Consider the following 12,666-nt stretch of genomic DNA (forward strand, 5'->3'; position numbering starts at 1 on the left):
GCGGGTGCGCCGTACGGGCCACGGGGAGCGAGCGGGTCAGGGGGGTCGTGCGGGTCCGGCCACTCCGGTAGGTCCCGCCGCCCCCGCTGATGGTCTCTCTGGTCGTCTCCAGAAGTCATGTCCTTCGGGTACCCATCGGCGCTCCCCTAATCGGCCGCCGCCCGCCCCAGCCGCCCGATTCCGAAACGATCGAACCTGCCGGCTACAGCTTTCGACGCCCGCCGCCGCACCCGGTCCACCCGCCGCAGACCCCGCGATACCTGTGTGGCGTCAAGGGCCGACGGGCACACCGTAACGCTTTGATAACCGCAGGCCGGAGGGTTGACCGGCTTTCCCGCCGCGCTCTAGCGTCTGGGCGGCGCAGAAATTTCGGCATCGCCGCCGAAACATTCGAAAGGCACTCCATGATGAAGAGCGCTCGGTTCACTCGTGCCGCCGCCGGTGGCGTGGTGCTCGCACTCGGGCTGTCCCTGGCGGCATGCGGCGGCAGCAGTTCGGGGTCCGGCTCCGGCCGCATCCACGTCCTGGTCTACGGCGACGCGACGAACAAGGTGGAGAAGCAGCTCGTCGCCACCTTCAACAAGACGTCGAAGGTCAAGGCGGTGCTCGACACCATCCCCGGCGCGGACTACCAGCAGAAGCTCCAGACGATCATCACCACCAAGCAGGCCCCCGACATCTTCTACAACTGGGGCGCCGGCAGCATTCAGCCGTTCGTCAAGGCCGGGTTGCTGATGCCGCTGGACAGCTTCATCGCCAAGGACCCGGGGCTGAAGTCCAACTTCCTCCCGTCGGTGTTCAACACGGCGGTCATCGACGGCAAGCCGTACGGCGTCCCGATGCGCGGCACGCAGCCGGTGCTGCTGTTCAACAACAAGAAGGTGCTGGCGGACGCGGGCCTGTCCGAACCGAAGACCTGGGACGACCTGCTCGGCGACGTCAAGGTGCTCAAGGCCAAGGGCAAGACGCCGATCGCGCTGGGCGGCGGCGACCAGTGGCCGACGCAGATGTGGTTCGAGTACATGTACGACCGCATAGCCGGCCCCGGCCTGTTCGAGAAGGCGCTCGGCGGCGACACGAGCGTCTGGGACAGCCCCGACAGCCGCAAGGCGCTGACGATGCTCAAGCAGCTCGTCGACGCGGGCGCGTTCGGCGGCAACTACGACTCGGTGAAGTTCAGCGACGGCGGCTCGCCCGCGCTGCTGGCCACCGGCAAGGCCGGCTTCGAGCTGATGGGCTCGTGGGAGTACTCCACCCAGCAGGACGCCAACCCCGACTTCACCAAGACCGACCTCGGCTACGGCCCCTTCCCGAGCGTGCCGGCCGGCAAGGGCGACCCGAACGACGTGGTCGGCAACACCAACAACTTCTACTCGGTGCTGAAGAAGACCAAGTACCCGGACGCCGTCGCGCAGTTCCTCAAGCTCCAGTACTCGGACGAGTTCGTGAAGGCGCACCTGGCCATCGGCAACCTGCCGACCACCACCAACACCCCGAAGTTCCTGGACACCGCGTCCAACCCGGCTTACCTGAAGTACCAGTTCGACCTGGTCAAGCAGGCCCCTTCGTTCCAGCTCTCGTGGGACCAGGCGTACCCGCCGTCACAGACCACGGCCATCCACACCGCCGTCCAGGAGTTCTTCGACGGCAAGATCAACGCCGACGGCTTCATCAAGGCCATGCAGGGCCTGTCGGCGTCCTGACCGAGGGACCCACGCCATGACCACCACCTCGACCGCGCCGTCCGCCGCGCGCCGCGGGCGGGCCAGCCGGCCCGCCCGCCGGTCCGCCTCAGCGGTGACCCGCCCGGGCCTCGCCTGGGCGATCCCCGCCACCTTGTTCTTCGCCCTGTTCGCCATCCTGCCGCTGGTGCTGGTGGCGGTGCTCTCCTTCACCAGCTGGGACGGCCTCGGCGCACCCGAGTTCGCCGGCCTGGACAACTGGCGCGCGCTGCTGCACGACCACACCATGATCCAGAGCCTGTGGCTGAGCGTGCTGATCACCGTCCTCGGCGTCACCGTGCAGACCCCGCTGAGCATCCTGCTCGGGGTCTGGGCAGCCGGCAAGCAGCGCAACCGCGCGGTGCTGTCGGCGGTGTTCTTCGTGCCGCTGCTGCTGTCGGCGACCGCGGTGTCCGTGCTGTGGCGGGCGCTGCTCGACCCGAACTTCGGAGTGCCCGCGCAGGCCCACTGGCTGTTCGGCAACGGCAACCTGCTGGGCATGCGGTCCGGCGCGATCGGCGTGCTGGTCTTCGTCGGCGCCTGGCAGTACACGCCCTTCCACACCCTGATCTACCAGGGCGCGACCCGCGCGATACCGCAGGTCCTCTATCAGGCCGCGGCGATCGACGGCGCGGGCACCGTACGGCAGTTCTTCCACATCACGCTGCCGCAACTGCGCAACACCATGATCACCTCGATGATCCTGATGGTCGTCGGCGGCCTGACCACGTTCGACACCGTGCTGATCCTCACCCAGGGCGGCCCCGGCACCGACACCACGATCAGCGCCTACTACATGTACCAACGGGCCTTCAAGAGCTTCGACTTCGGCGGCGGCGCGGCGATCGCGCTGGTCCTGGTGCTGGTCGCGACCGTCACCTCGCTGATCGTGGTGCGGGTCTCCGGCTACGACAAGATGCGCAGCAGCTCGGAGGGCCTGTGATGAGAAGGCGCCCCAACTTCCTGGCCGGACTCGGCTCGCTGGTCTGGCTGTTCCTGGTCGGCCTGCCGCTGTACGTCATGCTCGCCGCGACCCTGCGCAGCCGCAGCGACTACGCGTCGCACGGCCCCCTGTCGTTCCCCGGGCACTTCACGCTGCACAACTACACGCAGGACTTCTCGAACGGCTTCGGCCGGTACTTCCTCCACACCCTGCTGGTGACCATCGCGGTGGTGGCCATCGTGGTGCTGCTGGTGCCGCCGCTGTCGTACGCGATCGTGCGCGGCCGGGGCCGGATCACCACCGGGGTCTTCCGGCTGTTCCTGCTCGGTCTCGCGGTGCCCGCGCAGGCGGTGATCGTGCCGATGTTCTACGTCATCAACCGCGCCGGGCTCTACGACAACCTCGCCGGCGTGATCCTGCCGACCGCGGCGTTCTGCCTGCCGGTGAGCGCGCTGGTGCTGACCGGGGTGATGCGCGACATCACCCCCGACCTGTACGAGGCGATGGCGATGGACGGGGCCCCGCAGTGGCGGGTGTTCGTCCAGCTGGTGCTGCCGCTGTCCAAGGGCGGGCTGTCCACGATCGTGGTCTTCTCCGCGCTCCAGGCGTGGAACGGCTTCCTCTTCCCGCTGGTGCTGACCCAGTCCGACTCCTCCAAGGTGATCACCCTGGGTCTGTACGACTTCCAGACCGAGCACGGCGTGGACATCCCCGGCCTGCTGGCCGCGGTGGTGCTGTCGATGCTGCCGATCCTCATCGTCTACCTGTTCGCCCGCCGTGCCCTGGTGCAGGGGCTCATGGGCGTCGGAGGAAAGTGACCGACACCGTGCCCGAACAGAGCGTGCCCCAACACAACGTGCCCGAGCAGACCGTGCCTGAACGCAACGTGCCCGAGCGGACCGGGCCCGAGCGGACCGCCCCGGGACACACGCCGCCGCCAGCCGCCCGCTGGCAGGACACCTCCCTGCCGCCCGAGGCCAGGGCCGACGCCCTGATCGCCGAGATGACCCTGCCGGAGAAGGCCGCCCAGTTGTACGGCATCTGGGTGGGTGCCTCCGCCGAAGGCGGCGAAGTCGCCCCCCACCAGCACGAGATGGAGGTGCCGGTCACCCTCGACGCGCTACTGCCGCAGGGCCTGGGCCAGTTGACCCGGCCGTTCGGCACCGCCCCGGTCGATCCGGCGCTCGGCGCGCTGTCGCTGCTGCGCACCCAGCGCCGGATCATGGCCGCGGGCCGCTTCGGCATCCCCGCGCTCGCCCACGAGGAGTGCCTGGCGGGCTTCGCCGCCTGGGGCGCCACCGCCTACCCGGTGCCGCTGGCCTGGGGCGCGACCTTCGACCCCGCGCTGGTGCGCACCATGGCCGAGCGGATCGGCCACGACATGCGGGCGGTCGGCGTCCACCAGGGGCTCGCGCCGGTGCTGGACGTGGTGCGCGACGCGCGCTGGGGCCGGGTCGAGGAGACCATCGGCGAGGACCCGTACCTGGTCGGCACGATCAGCACCGCCTACGTGCGCGGGCTGGAGTCGGCCGGGGTCGTCGCCACCCTCAAGCACTTCGCGGGCTACTCCGCCTCCCGCGCCGGCCGCAACCTCGCGCCGGTCGGCATGGGCGGCCGGGAGCGCGCCGACGTGATCCTGCCGCCGTTCGAGATGGCGGTACGCGAGAGCGGTGTCCGGTCGGTGATGCACGCCTACACCGACACCGACGGCATCCCGTCGGCGGCCGACGAGCAGTTGCTGACCGGGCTGCTCCGCGACACCTGGGGCTTCACCGGGACCGTCGTCGCCGACTACTTCGGCGTCGCCTTCCTCCAGACGCTGCACGGCGTGGCCGGCACCCTCGGGGAGGCGGCGGGCGCGGCGCTCGCGGCGGGCGTCGACGTCGAACTGCCCACCGTCAAGGCGTACGGCGAGCCGCTGCTCAAGGCGGTCGGCACCGGACGGGTGCCCGAAGCGCTGCTGGACCGGGCGGTGCGCCGGGTGCTGGTGCAGAAGGCCCAACTCGGGCTGCTGGACGCCGGATGGGACCCGGTGCCGCAGGTACTGGCCGGACGGGTCAACGGGGTGACCGCCCCGGGGAGGGCAGCGGCGCAGGACAGCGCGGAGACGGAAACAGGTGCGGACTCGGGTGCGGGTACGGGTACGGCGGCCGGCAGCGGCGTCGGCGGCTCGGACGCGTCCGCGTCGGCCGCGGGCGCGCTGTACCTGGAGGCGCTGCGCGGCAGCGTCGACCTGGACTCGGCCGCCAACCGGGCCATCGCCCGCCGGGTCGCCGAGGAGAGCGTGGTGCTGCTGCGCAACGACGGCACCCTGCCGCTGGACCGGCCGGGCATCATCGCGGTCATCGGCCCCAACGCCGACACACCCACCGCGGTGCTCGGCTGCTACGCGTTCCCCATGCACGTCGGGGTCCAGCACCCGCAGGTGCCGGCCGGCATCGAACTGCCCTCGCTGCGCGAAGCGTTGGAAGCACAGTTCCCCGACAGCCGGATCGTCTCGGCGGTCGGCTGCGGCGTGGACACCCCGGACACCGGCGGTTTCGCCGAAGCGGTGCACGCCGCGGCCGAGGCCGACGTGGTGGTACTCGCGCTCGGCGACCGGGCCGGGCTCTTCGGCCGGGGCACCAGCGGTGAGGGCTGCGACGCGGAGTCGCTGGCGCTGCCGGGTGTGCAGCAGCAACTCCTCGACGCGGTCCTGGACACCGGCCGGCCGGTGGTCCTCACGCTGCTCGCCGGGCGGCCGTACGCGCTCGGCCGCGCGGTGGACGAGGCGGCGGCCGTCGTGCAGGCGTTCTTCCCCGGCGAGGAGGGCACCGCGGCCGTCGCGGCCGTGCTCGCCGGTCAGGTCGAACCGTCGGGGCGGCTGCCGGTGAGCGTGCCGAGCCGGCCGGGCAGCCAGCCGACCACGTACCTGGCCGCGCGGCTGGGCCGGGCCAGCGAGGTCTCCAGCGTCGACCCGACCCCGGCGTACGCCTTCGGCCACGGCCTGACGTACACCACCTTCCAGTGGACGGACCTGCGCGTCACGGAGTTCCAGGCCGGCACCGACGGGGAGGTGCGCTGCTCCTTCACCGTCCGCAACACCGGGCGGCGCGAGGGCACCGAGGTGGTCCAGGTCTACCTGCACGACCCGGTCGCCTCCGTCGTCCAGCCGCAGCAGCGACTGGTCGGCTACCGGCGGCTGCACCTCGCACCGGGCGCCCGCGCGCGCGTGGAACTCGCCGTACCCGCCGACCTGGCCGCCTTCACCGGCCGCGACGGTCGCCGCGTGGTGGAGCCCGGCGCACTCGAACTGCGCCTGGGCGCCTCCAGTACGGACCTGCGGCTCACCGTCGTCTGCACCCTGACCGGGCCGCCCCGCGTGGTGGACCACACCCGCAGGATGCACCCGGGTATCACGGTCCACCGGCCCTAGCCGGCACCCCGCCACCGGCCCCTGCGCCTCACGGGCGGGGGCGCCGATCGCCGCTGCCGGTCAGGCCCACCTTCTTCCGGGTGAGCCGGACCGGCGCTGTCCGCCCCCTACCCCGACGTCCCTCCTTACGCCTCCAGCGCCATGTAGAGCCGCGTGCCTTCGGCGACGTAGCCGAGCCGCTCGTAGACCCGGCGGGAGCCGTCCCCGGAGTACTCCAACCAGACCGATTCGGCGCCCTGTTGGAACATCGCCGCGGTGAGCGCGGCGGTGACGGCCGCGCCGACGCCGCGGCGGCGGAAGGCGGGCCGGGTGCCGACGCCGGTCAGTTCCGAGGTGCCGACGGCGGGCGGGGAGCAGGAGCCGCCGCCCGCGCATCCGCCGTCGGGGGTGCTCACGAACCGCACCGCTCCCCCCGTCTCCTGGGCACGCCGCAGCCGGGCGGCACCCTCCGCGGAAGGCGCGAACTCCCCCTCGAACGCCTCGGACAGGGCCGCGTCGACCGCCGCGTACTCCTCCTCGGTGGCCGGGGCCGCCACGAGAAGCCCGGGCAGACTGCCGGTGGACGGCGGCATGATCAGCGCCCCCGGCTCGCAGACCAGGTACTCGTGCACTTCCTCCGTGCCGAACCCGGCGGCGCGCAGGGCGGGTTCGACCACGGGCGCGCTGTCGGGGGCGAACTCCAGCCGCGGCTTGAGCCCGCGGGCCCGGAACTCGGCGACAAGACCGGCTATGTCCGCCGCGGTCGGCTCGGCACCGGGCAGCGGGGTCGCGTAGTTGACATACGGGCTGGCGGTGGCGGGGTCGAAGCCCGCCACGAAGCCGCCGCTCTCCACGACCTCCGGACGGCGGCGAAGGTTGGCGACGGCGAAATTCTGGACATTGGTGCCCACGATGATGTGACCTCACGAAAATAGACACGGTGGAGCGCTCTCCCGCGCCGCCACAACGTCCGGCGGCACTGACGGGAAGCGTGTGCTGCTGCCTGCCCCGGCGATGCGCCGGGCGGGTCGTCCCCGCGCGCGAGAACGACCGGCGGTGCGGAAAACACCGCGGCGAATGACCGCCGCACGCGAAGCGCGCGGCACGAACGGGCTGCCGCTCTCGACTTGGAGCAGAAGCGGACCGCTCAGCGTGTACGGCGGCCGTTACGGGACGCCGGCACCATGGACTTCATTCCCAACCGTGTGTGAGGACCCGGGACCACCACGGCCTCGGGCGACCCCAACTCTGCCACGACGGTTCGGAACAGCGCAACGCAATTACCCCCGCCAACGCGCACGCCCCGGTCCGCTCCGCCGCACTCCCGCGGGTCTCGCGCGCCCAGGGACCCGACTTCGCGTCCGAGGCTCCCTCGTCGGCCCCGGCCGGCCCAGATCAGCCCCGGCCAGCTCAGCTCAGCTCGGGTCGGGGACGGAGCGGGCCCTGAGATGGACACGTTCGCCCTGCGGCCCGAACAGGGCGAGGAACTCCACGGGGTGGTCACCGGCGTTGGCGAAGCCGTGCGGCGTGCGGGTGTCGAACTCGGCCGCCTCGCCCGCGGTGAGGATCACGTCGCGGTCGCCGAGCGCGAGCCGCAACCGGCCGGAGAGCACGTAGAGCCACTCGTAGCCCTCGTGGGTGCGCTGCTCCAGGGGGCCGTCCGCGTCGGGCCCGCCCGGCCGGACCGGCATGATCTGCTTGTAGGCGTGCAGGCCGCCGAGGTAGTGGGTGAGCGGCACGAAGGTCTGGCCGTGGCGGGTGAAGGGCCGCGGGTGGATGCGCGGGTCGCCGGTGGCGGGCGCGCCGACGAGCTCGTCCAGCGGGACGCCGTACGCCTTCGCCAAGGGCAGCAGCAGTTCGAGGGTGGGTTTGCGCCGCCCCGACTCCAGCCGGGACAGAGTGCTCAGCGAGATGCCGGTCGTCTCGGCGAGCTGGGCGAGGGTGAAGGCGCGGGCATGTCGCAGGCTGCGCAGCCGCGGACCCACTCCGGCGAGGACTTCGTGCAGTTCGGCCATATCCCGTATGTGCCCTTGCGGCAACAATCCTTGTCAAGTTCCGCCGCGCGGTCCCGGCTCTCCACTCCTTGTCACGTAGGTCCCCCACCATGGACCGGACGGCGGGGCGGTCGGTGCGGGCTGCCGGCCACGGCATCAGGAACGGTCCTTCGGTTCGTTCTTCGACCCTTCACGTTTTTGGTGTTCGGCCATGGTGAGGTCGCGTCGCGTAGGGCGGCATCGGCCCGTGCCGATCCGGTGGCTCCGTTACGCTCATGCGATGATCAACGACAGTGAACTGCCCCGTGCACGGGCCGAGTTGGTGGCCGAGACAGCCGTGCCGGTGCTCGATCCGGTCAGCCGTTGGAGCGGCGGCGGCTGGATCGCGCCCGGCGTGGATGGCGAGGTCTTCGTGGTCGACCGCGGCTTGCAGGTGGTGGAGCGGTTCACGGTGCCGGACGAGTTGCAGTGGCCGAGACGGGACGATGCACCGTGGCCCCGCCGCTACCGCGTCGACGTGAGCCCGGACGCGCGGTGGGCGGTGTTCGCCGGGTTCGACCGCACGATTGTCGTGGACCCCGCGGGGCGGGTCGCCTGGCGCAACGAACACCCTGCTTTCCGCGACGAAGACGGCGATGAGGCGCTGGCCGCGGCGGTGTTCCGGCCTGACGGCGGCGCGCTGTGGGCCTACGCCCGCCCCACGGACCCCACGCCGGCCGGCACCGACGGCGATCCGGCCGCCGCGGTGCGGCATGTCGTCAGCACTGGTGACTGGCGGCCCACCGCAACCGTCGCGTCGGCCTACCGGGGCTGGTTCACCAATGATCCCCTGGTGCATCCGAGCGGCAGCATTGTCGGGTTCGGCAACAACAACGACGACGGGTGTTGGGTGCACTGCGACGACCACTCCGAGACGATTCTGGCAACCGGCGCCTGGCGTCCGCTGGGGTTCTCCCCCGACGGCGCCCGGTGGGTGGGCGTCATCGACGGCGCCTACTGTGCGCCCGTCGTAGGCAACGTGGCCGACAACTTCGGCGGCGAGATCACAGCGCCCGACTTCGCGCCCTTCCCACTCATGGAGGATGAGGACGAGGACGAGGAAGAGGAGATCGACGAGGCCCACTTCGTCACACCGGGGCTCGTAGCGGTCTTCGGCGCCCGGTTCACGGAGTCGCATGAAGTGCTCGTCGACGCCACCACACTGGAGCCGGTGGCGCGCCTCGTCTGCCCCGACCTCGGAGACGACGAGGACATCAGCCTGGGCAACCTCGTCGGCAGCGACGGCGACGGCACGTGGGTTACGGACACCGTTGGCCTCGATCGCCCCGGTCGGCTGCGCCGCTGGACCACGGCATTTTCCTGAACTTGTTCGTTTCCCTCCGCCCGTGGTCGGCCGTGGCCGACCACGGGCTTTTGCCGGCGTTTGCGCCGCCCAGCGCAACCGCCACCGACGTCAGTTGACGGACAGGTCGTCGATGTAGCCGCGGTAGCCGCCCGAGCCGCCGGGGTGGTCGTAGCCGACGAGGACGCGGGTGATGTGCTTGCCGGAGTTCTTCGCGGCCAGCGCGACGGTGACGTGGTTCCAGGTGTCGGGCGTCAAGTGGCCGCACTGGTGGGCGGGATGGATCTGGTTGCCGTTCTGGTCGACGGCGCCGGAGTCGCGCAGCGTGCTGCCGTCGGTGAAGACCAGGTCGACGGCGACGCACTCGCTCTCCGTCGAACCGGCCGGCACCCAGGGGGTGGTGGCGTGCGACTGCGGGTAGATCCAGTACCCGAGGGTCTTGGCGGTGCCGATGTCCAGGGGTGCGGCGCCGAGGTCGTAGACCTTGAGGTAGGCGTGCGGGCTGCTGCCGGAGGCGCTGCCGGCGTACATCAGCGCGGCGGTGCCGGTCCGGGACGTCTCCCCGGTGCGCACGCCCGTCTGCGGGCCGGTGGAGTCGGAGTTGATGCCGGTGACGTCCACGACGTTGCCGCCGGCGGTGTCGACGGAGTCGGTCCAGGTGGGTTGCGGCTGGCCGGACTCGAACCCGGTGGAGAAGCTGGTGCTGGTGGTGCCGCCGCCGGCCTGGAGCGGCTGGGTGAGTTCGGTCTGCACGGTGGCGTAGGAGGTGCCGGGCCTGGCCAGGGTGATCGTCTCGCCCGCCGACGTGCTCAGCGTGATCTTCGTGCCGGACACGGTGCCCGCGTGGGAGCTGCCGCGGTAGACCTGGACCGCGCTGCCGGGCCAGGGGTTGGTGACGACCAGGTTGCCGCCCTTCTGGCTGACCGCGCGGACGTACTGCACGGAGTTGTCCGCCATGCTGCTGGAGATCAGGAAGCCGCCGTCGGCCATCAGGTCGCCGAACTTCGCGTTGGAGTTCGCCGGCCAGTCCGCGAACACCTTCACGTCGTGCTGGAAGGACTGGAGCAGCATCTCGTCCAGGCCGGAGGTGGTGACGTTGATGTTCTCGATGCCACCGCCGCTGTGGTGGACGGCGAGGTTGGGGTAGGCGTTGCCGGTCGCCTCGGTGTGCAGGTTGGCGAGGATCGTGGCGGGGTCGTAGCCGACCCGTGCGGCGGCGGCGTAGAAGGTGGCGGGCGCGTTGCCGCCGTGCCAGGCCGCGGTGAGCTGGTCGACGGTGTTGCGCGCGGTCTGCACGAGGTCGGCGGGGCTGTCCAGGCCGACCTGGCCGCTCGGGTAGACGGCCTGGATGTCGATGTCGTTGCCGTCGTTGACCCAGCCCGCGCCGGTGGAGGTCTCCCGGAAGACGGTCTGGCCGTTCTGCGTCATGGTCGGCAGCGGCGCGAGGTGCGCGTCGATGTCCTGCCAGGTGGCGCGGGTGCCGGCGTCCTGGCCGAGCGCGGCGCTCATGTCGGCCAGGCCCTGCATCAGCAGGTGGACCAGGCCGAGCGACAGGATGTTGTTGGTCTGCGGATAGGCGTCGCCCTCCTGCGGCGCGTCGTTGGTGATCGTGTACGTGCCGGAGGAGTCCTTGGTCAGGTAGTTCTGCCAGAACAGGCCGACCTGCTTCAGGAACGGATAGACCTTCGCGGCGTACGCCGTGTCGCGGGTCTGCTCGTAGCGCATCAGCATGTCGCTGGCGACGTTGACCGCGTCGGACTTCTGGTTGTACAGGTTGGTGTCGGCGCTGGTGCCGTTGGGCGACAGGCCGACCGGGTACAGCACGCCCTGGAAGCCGTTCTGCTGGGCGAGTTGCCGGCCGCGGCTCGTCCAGTCGAGCACCGGCTGGTCGTAGGCGTCCATCTGCGCGATGTGATTGGTCGTCAGGGCGGCGTAGAACGGCGCCTGGTAGTTGTAGTTGGTGTGGTAGTCGCCGTTCCAGTTCATGCTGCCGGTGATCCAGTTGCCCCACAGGCCGGGCGCGTACTTCCCGCCCCGCGACACGCTGCCGAGCAGGTAGAGCGAGCCGTACCAGCTCTTCTCCACGTCCTTGTCGCCGATCTGCACGAAGGACTGCGACCAGTAGGAATTCCACCAGTTGCGGTGCAAGGCGTTGTGGTCGTCGACGTTGCCCTGGGTGAGGTTGTCGACCAACGCGTCGGCCGCGGACTGGTAGTTCGCGGCGTCGTTGCTGCTCTCGATCGCGGCCACCAGCGTCGAGGTGGTGTTCGGCTGCATGGTCAGGGTGAGTTTGCCGCCGGAGATCGACTGGCTCTGCCCGATGGTGCGCGCCGCCATCCGGGCGCGCGGGTCGCCGCTGCCGCCGGTGTCGGCGACCACGTCGGCGTCCAGGTCGTGGCCGCTGGTGGAGACGGTGGGGGTGCCGCCGGCGCCGTTCTGCAGGGTGATGCCGATGCTCTGCGCGCTGCCGCCGGTCAGGGTGAACGACGTGACGAACATGTTGGTGTCGGCGTCCACCCAGCTCTGCGTGGCGAGCGTCTGCCCGCCCAGGGTGTAGGTGCCGCGCACCTCGGCATGCTGGATGTCCTGCACCACGTGGTACGACGCCCCGGCCAGTCCGCCCGCCGAGACCACGATCCGGCCGAGCGGCTCGATGGCGTGGCTGGTGGCGGACCAGAAGTCGTTCTTGCCCACGTAGAACGTCTGGTTGTCGATGCCGCCGCCGACCGCGACGCCGACGTCGCCGTTGCCCATCAGCGGCGCGTCGGTGGTGTCGCCGCCGGTGAGGTGGCTCGGCGGCGCGTTCCACACGCCCTGGTACTGCGCGACCGTGGCCACGCCCTGGTTCGCGGTGATCGGGTCGGCGACCGCGGGCCGGGACAGCACCGTGGTCACCATGGCGCCCATCACGACCGCGGCGGTGGCCGCGCTTCCGGCTCGCCTTGCGAGCAACATGAGCCTCATCCGGGCTGCTGCCTCTCTTCGTCTTCTCGCCGGCCTCCCGTGCCCGCCCCTCGGTCGCCGCCCCCGTACGTCTGACAGCGTTGTCAGGCGGCGGGGCGCGGTACGGGCGTGAAGCCCGCGCCCGCACCGCGCCCGTACCGCGCCCCGCCGTGCGAACACGGCGTGTCGGGGCGGTGCGGCGGAGGGAACGACGGTGCGCGAACAGGGAGGTGGGGAGATGTCGGGGGGCGCACCGGCGGCCGACGTACGGCGCGCCGGCGCACCCGAAGGCGTCTTCCGGGGGCGGCTCGCGACCCGAGAAAACGTTA

At 71.2% G+C, this 12,666-nt stretch carries 8 protein-coding genes; 5 read left to right on the top strand and 3 right to left on the bottom strand.

Features of this window, described 5'->3' with window-relative positions; translation table 11 throughout:
- Positions 1 to 404: 404 nt before the first annotated feature.
- The 4 genes from AC13HU_RS18215 to AC13HU_RS18230 all read left to right on the top strand — a co-directional run bounded on the left by AC13HU_RS18215 (position 405) and on the right by AC13HU_RS18230 (position 6,079).
- Positions 405 to 1,703, top strand: coding sequence for an ABC transporter substrate-binding protein (locus tag AC13HU_RS18215; protein ID WP_483042945.1), 1,299 nt, complete (start codon positions 405 to 407; stop codon positions 1,701 to 1,703).
- A 16-nt stretch (positions 1,704 to 1,719) separates the two neighbouring features.
- The gene (locus AC13HU_RS18220; protein ID WP_483042946.1) at positions 1,720 to 2,664 is read left to right on the top strand and encodes a carbohydrate ABC transporter permease; all 945 of its coding nucleotides are present in this window, start codon (positions 1,720 to 1,722) and stop codon (positions 2,662 to 2,664) included.
- Positions 2,664 to 3,482 carry a carbohydrate ABC transporter permease gene (locus AC13HU_RS18225; RefSeq protein ID WP_483042947.1) on the top strand — a complete coding sequence of 273 codons (819 nt, stop codon included), beginning with the start codon at positions 2,664 to 2,666 and terminating at the stop codon, positions 3,480 to 3,482. The genes AC13HU_RS18220 and AC13HU_RS18225 overlap by 1 nt, the downstream gene beginning before the upstream one ends.
- A gap of 146 nt (positions 3,483 to 3,628) precedes the next feature.
- Positions 3,629 to 6,079 carry a beta-xylosidase/alpha-l-arabinosidase gene (locus AC13HU_RS18230; RefSeq protein ID WP_483042952.1) on the top strand — a complete coding sequence of 817 codons (2,451 nt, stop codon included), beginning with the start codon at positions 3,629 to 3,631 and terminating at the stop codon, positions 6,077 to 6,079.
- A gap of 125 nt (positions 6,080 to 6,204) precedes the next feature.
- On the opposite strand, the gene AC13HU_RS18235 is transcribed toward AC13HU_RS18230, so the two are convergent.
- Complete coding sequence (locus tag AC13HU_RS18235) at positions 6,205 to 6,969, bottom strand: GNAT family N-acetyltransferase (RefSeq protein WP_483042948.1); 765 nt, start codon at positions 6,967 to 6,969, stop codon at positions 6,205 to 6,207.
- Positions 6,970 to 7,473: 504 nt separating this feature from the next.
- Entirely contained in the window at positions 7,474 to 8,073 is a 600-nt protein-coding gene (locus tag AC13HU_RS18240) for a helix-turn-helix domain-containing protein (protein ID WP_483042949.1), read from the bottom strand.
- Between the two features lie 226 nt (positions 8,074 to 8,299).
- On the opposite strand from AC13HU_RS18240, the gene AC13HU_RS18245 reads away from it, so the two are divergent.
- Entirely contained in the window at positions 8,300 to 9,415 is a 1,116-nt protein-coding gene (locus AC13HU_RS18245; RefSeq protein WP_483042950.1) for a hypothetical protein, read from the top strand.
- Between the two features lie 90 nt (positions 9,416 to 9,505).
- Here AC13HU_RS18245 and AC13HU_RS18250 read toward each other — a convergent pair whose 3' ends face one another.
- A complete protein-coding gene (locus AC13HU_RS18250) occupies positions 9,506 to 12,349 on the bottom strand; it encodes a glycosyl hydrolase family 95 catalytic domain-containing protein (RefSeq protein WP_483042951.1) in 2,844 nt (947 codons plus the stop codon).
- Between the last annotated feature and the right edge of the window lie 317 nt (positions 12,350 to 12,666).

Source organism: Streptomyces sp. NH27 (assembly GCF_056859195.1).

What these genes read in the sequence shown, in the direction of transcription:
- AC13HU_RS18215 (WP_483042945.1), top strand. Translation starts at nt 405, where the DNA reads ATGATGAAGAGCGCTCGGTTCACTCGTGCCGCCGCCGGTGGCGTGGTG.
- AC13HU_RS18220 (WP_483042946.1), top strand. Translation starts at nt 1,720, where the DNA reads ATGACCACCACCTCGACCGCGCCGTCCGCCGCGCGCCGCGGGCGGGCC.
- AC13HU_RS18225 (WP_483042947.1), top strand. Translation starts at nt 2,664, where the DNA reads ATGAGAAGGCGCCCCAACTTCCTGGCCGGACTCGGCTCGCTGGTCTGG.
- AC13HU_RS18240 (WP_483042949.1), bottom strand. Translation starts at nt 8,073, where the DNA reads ATGGCCGAACTGCACGAAGTCCTCGCCGGAGTGGGTCCGCGGCTGCGC.
- AC13HU_RS18250 (WP_483042951.1), bottom strand. Translation starts at nt 12,349, where the DNA reads ATGTTGCTCGCAAGGCGAGCCGGAAGCGCGGCCACCGCCGCGGTCGTG.